Annotated in this window: 12 protein-coding genes and 1 pseudogene; 11 read left to right on the forward strand and 2 right to left on the reverse strand. The window is 74.1% G+C overall.

From position 1 onward, the window contains the following. Positions 1 to 20: 20 nt before the first annotated feature. The 4 genes and pseudogenes from ABTY61_RS03015 (at position 21) to ABTY61_RS03030 (ending at position 2,777) form a co-directional block, all read left to right on the forward strand. Positions 21 to 566, forward strand: a complete 546-nt coding sequence (locus ABTY61_RS03015) for an SMI1/KNR4 family protein (RefSeq protein ID WP_350503147.1) — start codon at positions 21 to 23, stop codon at positions 564 to 566. Between the two features lie 185 nt (positions 567 to 751). Next, a complete protein-coding gene (locus tag ABTY61_RS03020) occupies positions 752 to 1,048 on the forward strand; it encodes a hypothetical protein (protein ID WP_350503148.1) in 297 nt (98 codons plus the stop codon). Between the two features lie 116 nt (positions 1,049 to 1,164). Next, positions 1,165 to 1,453: pseudogene (locus tag ABTY61_RS03025) on the forward strand (transposase); the annotation flags it as partial. A 247-nt stretch (positions 1,454 to 1,700) separates the two neighbouring features. Next, positions 1,701 to 2,777, forward strand: a complete 1,077-nt coding sequence (locus ABTY61_RS03030; protein ID WP_350503149.1) for an SUKH-4 family immunity protein — start codon at positions 1,701 to 1,703, stop codon at positions 2,775 to 2,777. A gap of 112 nt (positions 2,778 to 2,889) precedes the next feature. On the opposite strand, the gene ABTY61_RS03035 is transcribed toward ABTY61_RS03030, so the two are convergent. Further along, positions 2,890 to 3,258 carry a DUF4180 domain-containing protein gene (locus tag ABTY61_RS03035; RefSeq protein WP_350503150.1) on the reverse strand — a complete coding sequence of 123 codons (369 nt, stop codon included), beginning with the start codon at positions 3,256 to 3,258 and terminating at the stop codon, positions 2,890 to 2,892. 94 nt (positions 3,259 to 3,352) lie between these two features. Continuing rightward, positions 3,353 to 4,033, reverse strand: a complete 681-nt coding sequence (locus ABTY61_RS03040) for a macro domain-containing protein (RefSeq protein ID WP_350503151.1) — start codon at positions 4,031 to 4,033, stop codon at positions 3,353 to 3,355. 207 nt (positions 4,034 to 4,240) lie between these two features. On the opposite strand from ABTY61_RS03040, the gene ABTY61_RS03045 reads away from it, so the two are divergent. From ABTY61_RS03045 to ABTY61_RS03075, 7 genes are all read left to right on the forward strand, one after another. Beyond that, positions 4,241 to 5,908 carry an ADP-ribosyltransferase domain-containing protein gene (locus ABTY61_RS03045; RefSeq protein WP_350503152.1) on the forward strand — a complete coding sequence of 556 codons (1,668 nt, stop codon included), beginning with the start codon at positions 4,241 to 4,243 and terminating at the stop codon, positions 5,906 to 5,908. A gap of 93 nt (positions 5,909 to 6,001) precedes the next feature. Beyond that, entirely contained in the window at positions 6,002 to 8,074 is a 2,073-nt protein-coding gene (locus tag ABTY61_RS03050) for a HelD family protein (RefSeq protein ID WP_350503153.1), read from the forward strand. Between the two features lie 435 nt (positions 8,075 to 8,509). Beyond that, positions 8,510 to 9,268, forward strand: a complete 759-nt coding sequence (locus ABTY61_RS03055) for a thioesterase II family protein (protein WP_350503154.1) — start codon at positions 8,510 to 8,512, stop codon at positions 9,266 to 9,268. Positions 9,269 to 9,347: 79 nt separating this feature from the next. Continuing rightward, positions 9,348 to 10,814: a condensation domain-containing protein gene (locus ABTY61_RS03060; RefSeq protein WP_350503155.1), complete on the forward strand. Its 1,467-nt coding sequence runs from the start codon at positions 9,348 to 9,350 to the stop codon at positions 10,812 to 10,814. Next, positions 10,811 to 12,310 carry a lyase family protein gene (locus ABTY61_RS03065; RefSeq protein WP_350503156.1) on the forward strand — a complete coding sequence of 500 codons (1,500 nt, stop codon included), beginning with the start codon at positions 10,811 to 10,813 and terminating at the stop codon, positions 12,308 to 12,310. Before ABTY61_RS03060 ends, ABTY61_RS03065 begins: the two co-directional genes overlap by 4 nt. Beyond that, entirely contained in the window at positions 12,307 to 13,314 is a 1,008-nt protein-coding gene (locus ABTY61_RS03070) for a GHMP family kinase ATP-binding protein (protein ID WP_350503157.1), read from the forward strand. The genes ABTY61_RS03065 and ABTY61_RS03070 overlap by 4 nt, the downstream gene beginning before the upstream one ends. Beyond that, positions 13,304 to 15,559 carry a pyridoxal-phosphate dependent enzyme gene (locus ABTY61_RS03075; RefSeq protein ID WP_350503158.1) on the forward strand — a complete coding sequence of 752 codons (2,256 nt, stop codon included), beginning with the start codon at positions 13,304 to 13,306 and terminating at the stop codon, positions 15,557 to 15,559. The genes ABTY61_RS03070 and ABTY61_RS03075 overlap by 11 nt, the downstream gene beginning before the upstream one ends. Positions 15,560 to 15,614: the final 55 nt, after the last annotated feature.

Genomic DNA, 15,614 nt, shown 5'->3' on the forward strand with positions numbered 1-15,614 from the left:
CCCACAGAGGAGACACCGCCATGGTCCATCCGGCTATCACCCGCCTCTCGGCCCTTCTCGGGGAGCCGAGCACGCTGGGCGACACCGTCGACTGGGACGAGCTGGCACAGACCACGGGCCTGCGCCTGCCTGCCGACTACCGTGACTTCGTCACGCTCTACGGCGGCGGCGAGCTGGACGGGTACCTCGGGGTCAGCACCCCGCCGGTGGCCGACTCCCCGTACGGCGACCTCGTCGACGGACTGGACTTCGACCCGAGGGAGGAGCCGGCGGCCCCTACTGGTGTTGCCCCAGAGGACCTGGAGGAGAGGAGGCTTCTCCCCTTCGCGAGGAGCTCCAATGGCGACGTGGTTTTCTGGCTCTGCGACGCCCGGGACCCGGACAGCTGGGACGTCGTCGTCTTCAAGCGCCAGCCACTCTACGGGGAGGAACGCTGGGTCCGCTTCGAGGCGGGCTTCGGCGACTTCCTCCTCGGCACCCTCGGCGGCACGCTGCCGAACCCGTTCAGCGACAGAGGCTTCGCCGAGCCCCCGCACGCCTATCGCAACTGGCGGCAGCCGTTGTGACTCGCACGGTTGTTCATGTAGGGCTGCCGGCGGCCTAACCTCCTGAGTCGGCCGTCGAGTTCCTGCCCACGCATGCTGTTGTTTCCCTGGCTCTAGCGGAGGCGGGGTGCCACCGCGGCTTTCTGATGTTGTTGTCAAGAGGCCTTGGTGACCGGCGGTGCGACCTGGCAGCACCGCTGGTCAGCTTGCCGTTCAGCCTCTCGGCCTCCGGAAATCGAACGCCGTCGATCAACCGGGTGTGGGACGATCCCGGCATGCTGCTGATTGCTGACGGAGTCACCCCGGTCCCGCGGATGCTGCTGGTTGATGACCTTGAGACGGATAGCGGCGGCTTCTGTGAGCTGGACAGCCCGCTCTTCCTGGCGATCGGCGACCGGATCAGCTTCGACGGCCGAAGCCTGTCCGTGACACGAGCAAACGGCGAGACCTTCTTGCCCAGCGGTGAGTGGGGAATCCGCTGCCGCCGAGGTCCCCGAATCTGAGTGCTCGACCCTGTCACCCACATGGGGATTCCCGAGACGGTGGGTCGGCCTTCACGTGATCCTGAACTCGGCTGAAAGGTCGAGGACTTCACACGAAGGCCGTGGTGACGAGTGTGGTGGAACAGGCAAGCCGGCGTGATCCGTTCGCGGAACTGTCACGCTTCCGGGCGGACTTCTACGACTGCCTGCGCGGTCGAGGGGGCGCGCTGTTCGAGCTGGCCGACGCGCTGCTGTGCACTGAGGGCCCGGTGAAGGCTCTGGTGGACCTGGCGCTCACGCCCGAGCATCGGCGTGGGCACGGCGCCCTGTACGGTGCTGAACAAGGGCCGCCTGGATATCGACCGGCTGCGGACCGAGCTGGCCAGCCTGCCGCTGCCGCGGGCTGCCCACGGCTGCCTGGCCCTGATCCGCCGCCAGCGGGAGGCCGGCCTCCAGCACTCCCTGCTCGGTGGCGTGGTCGAGGTCCAGGACGGCGAAGACCCGGTCGACGCGCTGCGCCGCGAGGGTCCGTGACGGCCGGTCCTACTGCTTCGGGGGTGACTGGTCGAAGCGGCGTCTGTAGTGCGCCGATCCGGCGGTCGGCGGGGTCGGCTAGGGTCGCTCGCGGTAGTGGGTGATCTTCCGTTGTGTGGCGGCGGGGCAAGGAGTTGTGGTGGCTGTGGTGCACGGGGTGGGGCGGGAGCTGCCGGCCGCAGGGGAGGCGTGCTGGGAGCGGGCGTACCTGGACCTGGAGGCCTCGGGGGAGGATCCGCTGCGGGTGGTCGAGGGGATGCACCTGCTGGGGGAGGCTTGCTACGAGTCCTGGGAAGGGCCGGTGGCGGTGCTGCTGGACGGGGCGAGCGGGGAGGTGTTCCTGGCGCGGCCGGATGACGACGGGGTGCTGCACCGGGACTTGCTGGCCAGCAGTGCGGAGTGCCTGGTGGCGCTGGCGCGGGTGATCGAGGGGCTGGGTGCCGGGCTTGGGTTCGGGCCGGCGGCTGTGGCCGAGGTCGTGGAGACCGGGCGGCAGCGGCTGCGGGAGGCCGATCCGGAGCTGTACCGGCGGACGGATGGTCGGCCCGCGCACTGGGAGGCGGCGCTGACGGTGCGGTCCCTGGCGTGGGGCGCCGGGCCGGGAGTCGATGGGGAGTTGGCGTACGCCGTCACGCCCGCGCTGGTCGAGGACCTGGCGACGGCGGAGGGGGAGGGTGTCGTCCGCCGGTTCGGGGACGGCGAGTTGCCCGCGAGCGTGACGCACGGGCCGACCCGGCGGCTGCTGGTCGAGGTCGGGCTGCCGGTGTCCGAGGACTGCGTGCTCTCCGTCGACGCGGAGGAGCCGCTGGAGGGCTACGAGCCGGAGGACGAGGAGGAGCCCGGAGACCGGGCGTACCAGCGCGGGTTCCCGGTGCTCGGCGGGTGGATGTACGAGTTCGACGTGCTGCTGGACGGCGCGACCGGGCGGGTGGAGCTCAACGACGTGTGGGGCGACGGCGAGACGGCCGCGTACCTGCACCGGGACGTCTCCGCGCTGCTGTACACGCTCTGGACCTTCCACCGGCTGCGCGCCGCCCGGGAGGAGGCGCACCAGGAGGCGGATTCGGCGCTGTGGTCGGTGTTCGACCCGTGCGAGCTCTTCGACGGGGCGGCCGAGGAGGCGCTGCGGGAGATCGACCCGGAGGCGTTCGCCGACGAGGAGCACTTCTGGCCGCTGCGGATCGACGACGGGCACATGGGCAGCCTGCTGGAGTAGCGGACGTGGTCGGCCAGGGGGAGCGCTCGCCGACGGGTGAGGGGTGGCTGACGGCCGGTCCGCCTCCGGTCGCGCGACGCGACGGGAGGCGGACCGGCCCTCGGCCGCTCGGTCAGGCCTGCTCCGCCAGGCGGGCGGCGAGGGCCCCGGTGTCCGGGAGGAACCAGATGTGGCGGCCCCTGTTGGACTCGTGGACGAGCGAGCGCAGGGCTGAACTGGCCTCCAGGTGGCGGGAGATGTCGCCGAGGACGACCAGCCGGAGGTGGTAGTTGACGAACTTCTGCATGACCTCGCCGGCGAATCCGGTGCTCAGGACGAAGAAGCTGTCGTCCAGCCGGTCGGCGGGCACGGCGACGGCCTCCGCGCCGAGGTAGGTGGCGCCGATGAGATCGAGTGCGTCCTGTACGGTGGCGATCGCGGGCCCGGCCGCGTCGCACACGAGCACCTTCACCCCGCTCAGTTCCTGCACGTCGTCTGCCATGGCGCTCTCCTGTTGGTCGGGCGGGGTCGACCGGATGCGGTCCTCCGGGTCGGGGTTCCAATCTAGGGTGGACGGACGGCCGTTCGGAAACGATTTACCGCCGGGAGCGGTTGCGGGCCGGCGGTGCCGTGATGCGGACCCGGGTGGTGGCGGGCGCCTGCTCCAGGTCGTTCAACTGGGCGAGCATGGTGGCGCGCAGCTCGTCGTCGTCCTCGAAGTGGTGGTCGTGGAAGAGGGTGTAGCCCGTCCACATCAGGTTGGCGCACACCCGGGCCGGCACCCGGCCGGTCCGGGCGCCCATGCCGACCAGGGCCACCGACCGGATGCTCCCCGGGGCGAGCCGGTTCTGCCGGTGGACGGCCTGGAAGGCGGCGGCGCAGGCGAGGGCGACGTTCAGCGTCTCGCTCACGTTCTGCGAGGAGGTCTGCATGGTGGGCGCCGAGATCAGGAACCTCGGGTTGACCGCGCCGGAGGGCACGCAGACCGCGCTGCCCACCGGCAGGGCGCCCGCGTACGTGTCGCGGATCTTCCGCTGGACCTTCAGTTGGATGCCCGCACCCAGGTACCGCTTGACGGCGGCGTCCGTCCCGCCGTCCATCCGGCCCTTGGAGTTGGTCGGGCTGACCCAGGCGTCGACCTGCTCGTCGAGGATCGAGCCCTGCCGTATCTCGATGCCGGGGGTGTCGGCGAAGGCGGCCCGCCAGGACTCGACCACCGACGCGTTGAGGTCCGTCAGCACCACCCTGAGCGGGGACTGCGCGCGGTCCGTCGTCATGTTGCGACTCCTGTCGTAGGGCGGGGGGATCTCGTTGTCGGTCCCGACGTTAGCGGGCACCTCCGACAGATCCGTCGACCCGTCCGTCCGCCTCCGGTGGGGCGGCCGGGACTGTCGGTGCCGGCTGTTAGGAATGTGCTGTCCGCCGGGGAGCTGACGGGCAGTCAGTCGACCCTCTTCCGCGATCCGACCAGCCGGAGTACCACCGTGAACGCTGCCGACACCTCCGCCGCCCAGCCCGACGCGAACGACCCGAACGACCCGCTGGCCCTCGCGGAACTCTTCCGGGGCGGCGGCGAGCCGTGGCTCCCGCTGCTCAAGCCGGTCATCGAGGCGCAGCCCGCAGCGGCCTCGTTCATCGGGCCGGGGCGCAGTGCGGAGGTGGTGCCGGTCCGCGAGCTGACCTTCCAGGCGCTCAAGCCGCACGCCCCGCACAAGTGGAAGGTGGTGGTCTTCGGCCAGAACCCGTACCCGCGGTCGGAGAGCGCCACCGGCATCGCGATGTTCGACAATGCCTTCCACGACTGGAAGGACAGCCAGTTCGGCCGGGTGATCAGCATCCGCTGCATCATCAAGGCCGCGGCGATGTGGAAGTACGGCATACCCAAGAAGACGCCGATCGCGGACATCCGCGCCCTGTTGAAGAAGGAGGAGACGGTCCAGCCGCCGGAGTGGTTCCAGGCGATGCTGACCCAGGGCGTGCTGCTGCTGAACGCGGCGCTGACCGCCAGTGCCGACGGCGCGCTGGGTCCGGACCAGCACACCGGGTTCTGGCGGCCGGTGGCCGAGCGGATCGTCGAGGAGATCCTGCGGGCCAAGCAGCAGGCGGGGGAGGAGGACCGGGGCGTCGTCTTCGCCTGGTGGGGAGCGCACGCCCGCGGCCTGAAGAGCGTGGTGCGGCGGCTGGAGAAGAAGTACCCGGAGGTCGAGGTCCGGCACATCGACCATGCCAACCCGGCGGCCCAGGGCGACATCTTCTGCGACAACGAGCACTTCGCCGCGGTGAACGCCGCGCTGGCCTCGCTCGGCGCGGACGGGATCGACTGGCTGCCGAGCAAGGGCTGGGACGCCGGGGCGGCGGGTGGCGAGGGCGCGGACGGCGGCGTCGCCGAGCGGATGGGCGCGTTCATCGCCTCCACCATGGAGCTGCACCAGCTGTACCTGGACCGGCTGGCCGGCGTGAAGGACGAGGGCCTCGAACTCCCGGCCATCAGCGGGGTGTTCGACACGCCGCTGATGGACTTCCGGGACGCCGTGGCCCCGGTGGCCGAGCTGCTGCGCGGCCTGGACCGGCACGTCACGCTCTCGCAGGAGTTCGGCGAGCGGCGGGCGGTTGAGCGGGCGGCCGAGCGGGCGGGTCAGGGGGTGGGCGAGGGGGCGGCCGGCGGGCTGTCCGCGGACGCGATCGCCGCGCTGTACCTCTACACCTGCGAGTCCGCGTTCTACCGGGAGATCAACGCGGTGCTGCGCTCCCCGGACCGCTCCCGGCTGGTGCCGTACCTGCCGTACCTGCGGCTGCTGTTCGCGGCGGTCTCGCAGCTGCCGGTACGGACCGAGCCGCTCTGGCGCGGGGTGGCGCTGGACCTGCGCAAGCAGTACCCGCTCGGGCGGACGGTGACGTGGTGGGGCGTGTCCTCCTGCACCTCCGAGCCGGGGGTGGCGAAGGCCTTCCTCGGCAGCCGGGGCAAGCGGACCCTGTTCGAGGTGCGGCCGCTTCGCGCCACGGGGATCCAGCGCTTCTCGGCGTTCACGGGGGAGGAGGAGTACATCCTGCTGCCCGGCACCCAGCTGGAGGTCACGGACGTACGGGCCGAGCGCGGCGGCCTGTGCACGGTGACGCTGACGGAGGTCGCGGAGGGGCCGCTGGTGTCCTGAGCCGCCAGCGGGGGCTGACTCAGTTAGAAATCTTACTGAGTCAGGTTAAGCTGACCCCTCCGGACAGCAGCCGAGTCGAGTGCGGAGGAAGCGATGACGTCGGAAACCCTGGGTCTCGACGGCGAACTGGTGCGTGAGCGGGCCTACGTCGCCGCCTGCCGGGCGGCGACGGCCCGGCAGGTCGAGGACGCCGCCCACCAGGTCGTCGCCGGGGAGGACGTCTCGGGCGACGGGGCCGGCGCCGAAGCGCTGGGCCGGTACCTGCGGACCCGCGCCAAGCGGATGCGCGAGCTGCCGGAGAGCCCCGCCTTCTTCGGCCGCCTCGACTTCGACGACACGCCCGGGGCCGGCGACCACCGGGGGCAGCGCTACTACGTCGGCCGACAGCGGATCTCCGAGGATCCGACCGTGCCGCCGCTGGTGATCGACTGGCGGGCGCCGGTCTCCCAGGCGTTCTACCGGGCGAGCGCCCATGACCCGCTCGGGCTCGCCCGGCGTCGGCGTTTCGGCTGGGCGCCGTCGAGCCCGGGCCTGCCGCAGGACCTGACCGGACTGGAGGACGAACACCTCGGCGGCGCCGACGGGCAGCCGGCGGACGGCCCCGGCGGCATCCTCGCCGCCGAGATCGAGCGCCCGCGCACCGGGCCGATGCGCGACATCGTCGCCACCATCCAGCCCGAGCAGGACGAACTCGTGCGCGGCGAACCGGCCGGGTCCGTCTGCGTCCAGGGCGCTCCCGGCAGCGGCAAGACAGCCGTCGGCCTGCACCGCGCCGCGTACCTGCTCTACAGCTTCCCCCAGCGGCTCCGGCGCAGCGGCCTCCTGGTCATCGGCCCCAACCGGACCTTCCTGCGGTACATCGCCGAAGTCCTCCCCGCGCTCGGCGAGCTCGACGTCTCCCAGTGCACCGTGCAGGACCTGGTCGCCACCCGCCCGGTCACCGCGGTGGACGGGGAGCGGGCCGCCGCGCTCAAGCACGACGCCCGGATGGCGGTGGTGCTGCGCCGCGCGCTGTACGGCCGGATCCGGGTCGTCGGTGCCGAACCGCTGGCCGTCCCGGAGGGCTCCTACCGTTGGCGGGTGCCCGGCGAACGGCTCGACCGGCTGGTCGCCGAAGTCCGCGACCAGGCGCCGCCGTACGCGATCGGACGGGAGAACGTCCGAGCCCGGGTGGTGGCCCTGCTCCAGGCGCAGGCCGAGCGCCGGACCGACGTCAAGAACGCCACCTGGCAGCAGAAGGTCGGCCGCAGCCGGCCGGTCGCGGCCTTCCTGGAGGCGGCCTGGCCCGCCCCGCGCCCGGAGGCCGTACTGGCCGGGCTGCTCGGCGACCCGGCCGTCCTGGCCGAGGCGGCCGACGGCGTGCTCGACGCGGAGGAGCAGGCCGCGCTCCGGTGGCCCCGGCCGCCGCGCTCCGAGAAGAGCGCCAAGTGGTCCGAGCACGACCTGCTGCTCCTGGACGAGCTGGCCGGGCTGATCGAGCGGCCGGCGAGCTTCGGCCACGTGGTGGTCGACGAGGCCCAGGACCTCTCCCCGATGCAGTGCCGGGCGATCGCCCGGCGCAGCGCCTTCGGTTCGCTCACCGTCCTGGGCGACCTCGCCCAGGCCACCGCGCCCTGGTCGGCCCGCGGTTGGGCCGACCAGCTGGCCCACCTGGGCAAGCCGCAGGCGGCGCTGGTGCCGTTGACCACCGGCTACCGGGTGCCGGCCGCCGTCATGGCCCTGGCCAATCGGCTGCTGCCCGCCCTGGACGTGGACGTGCCGGCGGCGGTCTCGCTGCGCCGGGACGGCGAGGTGACCGTCCGGCCGGTGCCCGACCTCGACGCGGCGCTGGTCGCCGCGGTGCGCGCCGCGCTGGACCGGGACGGCTCGATCGCGGTGATCGGCGCCGACGGGGCGGTGGAGCGGGCCGCCGCCGCACTCCGTACAGCCGGGGTCCCGAGCGCCCCGGTCGAGGCGGAGGCCGCCGGGGCGGCCCGGGTCACGCTGCTGCCGGCCTCCCTGGCCAAGGGCCTGGAGTACGACCATGTGATCGTGCTGGAACCGGCGGCGATCGTCGAGGCCGAGCCGCGCGGGCTGCACCGGCTGTACGTGGTGCTGACCCGGGCGGTGTCCCGGCTGGACGTGCTCCACGCCCGGCCGCTCCCGGCCCCGCTGGCCGGGGGCTGAAGCGGGGTGCCGGGCCCGGGCGTTCGGGTCGTGGACCGACCGCCCCGGCGGCTGGGGCCCTCACCCGCTCCGCGCCCGGCCCTCGCCGGATTAGCCAATGCGAGTTCCCCGCGAGTTGCGCCCCCGATTCCCGGGTGCGGTGGGCGGGTTGTCGAATCGGCCCATTCGGCAGGGGGGTTGCCGCCGTACGCTGGCCGGTTATCGCCAACTATTGAGCGTGCTCACTCAGCTGAGGTACAGTCATCAGCGGTTGATCGGCACACTATTCATCATCCTCGATGGCAGAACCGACCAGGCGGCACAACCGGCCTCCGCAGAGCGGCGATCCAGTGACGGGTCGAATGAGTTCTGACATCTTTTCCAGAAAGGCCGCTTCGGAGCCATGGACTTTCCGGACGACCTCGGGCCAAAAGCCGGACTTCCTGGATGGCGCCCGTGAACGGCCAGATACTCCCCGACAAATGGTTCGTTTCCCGAGAATTGCGTCCGGAGGCGCCGGTCAGGCTCGTCTGCTTCCCCTATGCGGGCGGCGGCACGGCCGTCTACACCCGCTGGCCGGCCGCGCTCGGCCCCGAGGTCGAGGTCGCCGCGCTGGCCCTGCCGGGCCGGGAGCGCCGCCTCGGTGAGCCCGCGGCCGTCGAGGTGGAGCGGATCGCCGAGGCCGTCGCGGCCGCCGCCGACCGGCCGTACGCGCTGTTCGGCCACTCGATGGGCGCACTGCTGGCGTTCGAGGTGGTCCGGTGGCTGCGCCGGGCCGGAGCCGAACTGCCCCTCCACCTCTTCGTGTCGGGCTGCCCGCGGCCCGACCACCCGCGGGGCGACGACGTCTTCGACGGCCTGTCCGCCCTCCCCGACGGCGCGATGCTGGAGCGGCTGGTCCGCGGCGGCGGCCTGCCCGCCTTCGTGCTGGACGAGCCGGATCTGCTGGAACTCGTCCTGCCGGTCTGCCGGGCCGACTTCGGCTGGCTGGACGCGTACGACTGCGGCGCCGAGCCGCCGGTGCCGGTGCCGATCACCGCCTTCGTCGGCTCCGAGGACGCCTCGGCCCGCCCCGAGGACGCGGCCGGCTGGGCCGCGCACACCACCGGACCGTTCGCCCAGCACGTCGTGCCGGGCGGCCACTTCTTCCTCGACGACAACCTGGACGCCATCGGCCGGGCCGTTCGTGCCGGGATCGGGAGCCCCTTGTCCTGAGGCCGCGGGCCCCGGCAGGGGTCCACGAGGCGGGCGGGCGCCGGTCCCCACGGTTGGAACGACGGAGTCAGGAACTGTGATGGCGGATGGAACCACCGGGTCGGCCGTGCCCGGCGCGGGCGGGGAGCGGATCGCCCGGGCGGCCCACGGCCAGGAACTGGTCTGGCGGACCGGCCGCCGCTCCGGGGGCCTGCTGCTCCAACACGTGGCCGACACCTTCCGGTTGGGCGCCGCGATCGACGAGGGGCAGGTCCGCTCGGCGCTGGCCGTACTGACCGCCCGGCACACCGCGCTGCGCACCTCGCTGCGGGTGCTGGACGGCGGGCTGCGCCAGGTGGTGCACCCGGGGATCGAGCTGCCGGTGGAGTTCGCCGACCTCGGCGGGGCGGACGACGGCAAGCGTGCCGAGCGGCTGGCCGAACTCGCCGACCAGGCGGCGGCGCTGCCCTTCGACCCGGCCCGGGCACCGCTCTGGCGGGCGGTCGCCGTCCGGCTCGGCGAGGCGGACTGGGCGGTGGTGCTGGTCGCCCACCAACTGGTGTGCGACCCGGCCTCGTTGTTCCTGCTGAACGCCGAACTCGCCGAGCTGTGCGCCGCCGAGGAACAGGGCCGGGCCCCGGAACTGGTCGAGCCGGCGCCGGACTTCGCGGACCACGCGGACCGGCAGCACGGGTCGGCGGCCGCTGGACTCCGCACGCGGGCCGCCGAGTTCTGGCGGGCCCGGCTGGCCGGACGGCCGTCCGGGCACGGCCTCCCGCTGGACCGCCCGCGCCCGGCCGTGCGGGCGGGCACGGGCGCCGAGGTCCGGTCCGCGTTCCCGGCCGGCCTGGCGGCCGCGCTGCGGGCGGGCATCGAGCTGCGGGCGGGCGCCGAGCGGCTCGCCGAGTCGCGGTTACCGGTGCTGCTGGCCGGCTACGCGGCGCTGCTGCACGACCGTTCCGGCCGGACCGACCACCTGATCGGGGTGCCCGTCTCGGGCCGGCGCCGGCCCGAGACCTTGGCGCTGGTCGGGGCCCTGGCCGGTCGGCTGGTGCTGCGGCTGGACACCTCCGGCGACCCGTCCTTCGCCGCCCTCGTGGACCGCGTCCAGGCCGTCGCGTCGGCGGCCTGGGAGCACCAGGACCAGCCGTTGCCGGTACCCCTGGACCCGGAGCACCCGGTGGAGCCCGTCCACCAGCTCGCCTTCAACCTGGCGCAGGGCCGCGAACCCGGCGCCCCGGGCAGCTGTGCCGAGGACGAGCTGCTGCTCGAAGTCGCCGACCACGCGGCCCGGTTGGTGTACGACACCGAGCTGTTCGCGCCCGCCACCGCGCGCGCACTGCTCGACGACTACCTGGCGCTGCTCACCGCCGGCCTCGCCGATCCGGCCGCGCCGCTGTCCCGCCTGCTGTCCGCGCCGCCCGGGGCCGCCGCCGGCCGGCCGCCCGCAGCGGCCCGGGACGGCCGGGCCGAGAGTTTCCCCGCCGGCAGCCGCGGACCGTCCGAGCCGGAGGGTCCGCGTGAGGGCCGGTCCGCCCCATCGGTTCTACTGAGGAGCACGCAATGACGGTGACCGGTCGGATCGACGGCATCCCGAGCGAGGTGTGGCACGAGGAGGTGCTGGCACCGCAGTTCGCCTACGAGGCCGAGCACCTGCTGCGGCACTACGTGGCGATCGAGAAGGTGCTGCTGCTGGAGTACCGGCGGATGGAGCTGGTCGACGACGCCGGCACCGCCGCGATCGCCGCCCGGCTGGACGGGGTGGACTCGGGCAGCGTCCGCGCGAACCCGCGCGAGAACATGTCGGACATCTCCTTCGCCCTGGAGCGGCACGTCGCGGCCGGCCCGGTCGCGCCGTTCGCGGCCTGGCACGTCGACCGCAGCCGCAACGACCTCCAGGTGTGCGCCCAACTGCTGTCCGCCCGCGAGCAGGTCCGGGCGCTGGCCGCCGACCTGCTGGCCTTCGACGCGGCGGTCCGCGCGCTCGCGGCGGGCGCGGTCGAGGTGCCGATGCCCGGTTACACCCACGCCCAGGCCGCCCAGGTGATCAGCCCCGGCTTCTACCTGGCCGCCCTGTCCAGCGAGACGCTGACCGCGGTGCGCCGGCTGCTGGCCGCCTACGACGAGACGGACGCCTGCCCGCTGGGCGCCGGCAGCATGGCCGGGCAGGAACTCGACTGGGACCGCTCCCGGATGGCCGGGCTGCTCGGCTTCGCCCGCCCGCAGCCGCACGCCCTGGTGGCCGTCGCCTCGCGCGGCTGGGCGCTGGCGATCGCGGCCGAGGCGGCGAACTTCGCCGTCGCGCTGAGCCGCTTCACCACCGACCTGATGGCCTGGGGCGGCAGTGCCCACGGCTTCCTGGACCTCCCGGACGAGCTCTCCGGGATCTCCGCCGCGATGCCGCAGAAGAAGAACTTCCCCGTGCTGGAGCGGATCCGCGGCCGCTGCGCGCTGGTGGCGGGCAGCGCGGCCGAACTCGCGGCGGCGCAGCGCAACACCCCGTACACCAACACCGTCGAGGTCTCCAAGGAGGCCGGTGCCCACCTGCGGGTGCAGACCGAGGCGCTGCGCTCGACGCTGCGGCTGGCGCACGCCGTCGTCACCGGGCTGGTGTTCCGCACCGACCGGATGCGGGCGGCCTGCGAGGGCGAGTTCCTCGGCGGCTTCACCCTGGCCAACCGGTTGACCCTGGACGAGGGCGTGCCGTGGCGGACGGCGCAGGTCATCGCGGGCCGCTACATCAAGGCCGCGCTGGACAAGGGCCTGGCCCCGGCCGACGGGGACGCGGAACTGCTCGCGGCGGTCGCCGAGGAGGCCGGGCACCGGCTGGCCGGGCCGCGGGCGCTGCTGGCGGCCTCGTCGAGCGTCGAGGCGGGCCTGCGCGCCAAGACCTCGGTCGGCTCGACCCACCCCGACCAGGTCCGGGCCGTGCTCGCCGAACTCGGCGCCGAGCAGGAGCGGTTGACCGAGTGCTGGGCGGAGCGCGACCGGGCCGTACGGGCGGCCGGCGACCAGGTCGCGGCGCTCCTCGCGCCGGCGGCGGACGCCCCGGCGGAACGGTGACCCCGCTGCCCACCGCGCGCCCGGCCCCGACGGCGGCCCTGCCCGGCGGCACCGTCCCGTCCGGTAGCGGCGCTGAGCAGGAGCGGCCGTCCTCGGCCTCCCTCCGCCCCGGCGTCGACCTGCGGACCGGCACGGCCCGCGCCTTCGGCACCTTCGGAGAGCTGCTCCAGGGCGCCCTGCCGGGCGGCCCGGAGTTCCTGGTGACGCTGCCGGTCGACCGCTGGGCGCGGGCCCGCTTCCGGCTCGACCCGGGCGGCCCGCTGCGGGTGTTCCCCTCGCACAAGACCAAGACCCGGCGGGTGGCCGAGGCGATGCTCGCCGCCTGCGGGCGCCCGGCCGGCGGGGTGCTGCTGCTGGACGGCGACCTGCCGGTCGGCAAGGGGATGGCCAGCTCCTCGGCCGACCTGGTGGCCACCGTACGGGCGGTCGGCGCCGCGGTGGGCCTGGACACCTCGCCCGCCGAGGTGGAGCGCTGGCTGCGCCCGATCGAGCCGACCGACGGGGTGATGCACCCCGGGGTGGTGGCCTTCGACCACCGCGAGGTGCGGCTGCGCGAGCGCCTGGGCGGGCTCCCGGCGGCGACCGTGGTCGGGGTGGACGAGGGCGGGCTGCTGGACACCGTGGCGTTCAACCGGGTGCCGAAGGTGTTCTCCCCGGCGCAGCGCGCCGAGTACGCGGAGCTGCTGGCGGAACTCGGCGCGGCCGTGCGGGCCGGGGACCTCGCCCGGGTGGGGACGGTGACGACCCGCAGCGCGGTGCTGAACCAGCGACTGGCGCCCAAGCGCAACCTCGACGCGGTGCTGGCGATCGCCGAGCGGGTCGGCGCCGCCGGGGTGGTGTGCGCGCACAGCGGCACCCTGCTGGGCGTCCTGCTGGACGAGAACGACGCCGACCACGGGCCCCGGCTCGCCGCCGCCCTGGCGGCCTGCTCGACCCTGCCCGGCACCACCACCACGGTCCGGGCGCTCACCCCTCAGGACATGGAGCTTTCTGATGCGGCATGAATCGATCGTCGACGCCATCGGCCACACGCCACTGGTCCGGCTGCGGGTGCCCGCGCCGGAGGGGGTCGAGGTGTACGCCAAGCTGGAGCTGGCGAACGCCTTCGCGATGAAGGACCGGGTGGCCCGGCAGGTCGTCACCGAGGCCCGTCGCTCGGGGGTGCTGAAGCCCGGGGCGCCGATCGTGGAGAGCTCCTCGGGGACGATGGCGCTGGGCCTGGCGCTGGTCGGCACCCACCTCGGGCACCCGGTGCACATCGTCACCGATCCGCGGATCGACCCGATCACGCTGGCCAAGCTGCGCACCCTGGGCTGCGAGGTGCACGTGGTGTCGGCGATGGGCGACCAGGGCTGGCAGTCGGCCCGGCTGGACCTGCTGGCCGAGCTGATGACCGGTCTGCCGGGGGCGTTCTGGCCGCAGCAGTACTCCAACCCGCAGAACCCGGCGGCCTACCGGGGGCTGGCCGAGGAGCTGGTCGCCGACCTCGGCACGGTGGACGTGGTGGTGGGTTCGGTGGGCAGCGGCGGTTCGCTGTGCGGGACGTCCCGGGCGCTGCTGGAACGGTTCCCCGAGCTGACGGTGGTCGGCGTGGACGCCGTCGGCAGCGTGCTGTTCGGCCAGCCCGACGTGCCGACCCGGCGCCAGTCCGGCCTCGGCAACAGCCTCTACCCGGACAACATCGACTACCGGCTGATCGACGAGGTGCACTGGCTCTCCGACGACGAGGCCTTCGCCGCGACCCGGGCGCTGGCCCGGGAGCAGAAGATCTTCGCCGGGAACACCTCCGGCTCGGTCTACCGGGTGCTCACCCATCTGGCGGCGCACGCCGCGCCCGGCACCCGGCTGGTCGGTATCATGCCGGACCGCGGCGACCGCTACGTGGACACCGTGTACGCCGACACCGGGGCGGCCGAGGCCCCCGCGGCGGCCGGGACCCCCGTGGCGACCGAGCCGGCCGCCGTCCGCTACGGCGAGCTGGTCAGCGGCTGGTCGTACGCGCGGATATCCCGGCGGGAGCGGCCGCTGCTGTTCTTCGTGGAGTCCAACACCACCGGCACCGGCATGCTCGCGCTGACCACGGCGGTGCGGCTCGGGCTGGAGCCGGTGCTGTTCGTGGTGGACCCGGCCCGCTACCAGGGCCTGGCGGAGACCGGCGCCCGGGTGGTGGTCTGCGACACCGACGACCCGCAGGCGCTGCGCAAGGCCGCCGAGGTGGCGGCCGGCGACCGCGCGGTGGCGGGCGTGACGACGACCAGCGAGTACTACCTGGTCCAGTCGGCCGCGCTGGCCGAGGCGCTGGGTGTGGCGGCCAACCCGGTGGCGGCGCTGGCGGCCTGCCGGGACAAGTCGGCGACCCGGCGCACGCTGCTCGAGCACGGGGTGCGCCAGCCCCGGTTCGCCGAGGTCCGCGACCCGGACGGGGTCGGGGCGGCGGTCGCGGCGGTGGGCCTGCCGTGCGTGGTGAAGCCGGTCGACGAGTCCGGCTCGCACGAGGTGCTGTGGTGCGCGGACGTCGCCACCGTCACCGAGCAGGTCCGGAAGCTGCTGGCCGTCACCCGCAACGTGCGCGGCCAGGCCAGCGCCCGGACGGTGCTGGTGGAGGAGTTCCTGGACGGGCCGGAGTTCAGCGCCGAGATGTTCCGGGCGGACGGCCGGACGCACTGCGTCGGCATCACCCAGCGCACCGTCAGCGAGCTGCCGTACTTCGTGGAGACCGGGCACCTGTTCCCGGCCGTGCTGCCCGAGGAGACGGCGGCCGCGATGGCCGACACCGCCCGGCGCGCCCTGGAGGCGGTCGGCCTGGAGCGCGGCCCGGCCCACGTCGAACTGCGGCTGACCGCCGACGGCCCGGCCGTGATCGAGATCAACGCCCGGCTGGCCGGCGGCATGATCCCGGAGCTGATCCGGCCCGCGACCGGCATCGACCTGCTGGACCAGCAGATCCGCGCCGCCGCCGGGCTGCCGCTGAACCTGACCCCGGAGCGGTCCCGCTCCGCCGGGATCCGCTTCCTGATCGCCGCCGAGGAGGGCCGGCTGACGGCCGTCGAGGGCGTCGGGCGGGCGGCCGCGGTCGCCGGGGTGGAGCGGGTCGCCGTGACGGCGGCCGCCGGGCGCGCGGTGCGGCCGGTCCGGGAGGCGTACGACCGGCTGGGGCACGTGATCGCGGTGGGGGACGGCCCCGAGCAGGTGGTCGAGGCCCTGGACGCCGCACTGGCCGAGCTGACCGTCGTGGTCGGGACCGACTAGGGCCGGGTGGGGGAGCGCCGGCGGTCCGCGCAGAGCGGTCCGCCGGCGCTCCCGT

This window comes from Kitasatospora sp. NPDC096128, assembly GCF_040303105.1.
In the GTDB taxonomy this organism is placed as follows: Bacteria; Actinomycetota; Actinomycetes; order Streptomycetales; family Streptomycetaceae; genus Kitasatospora.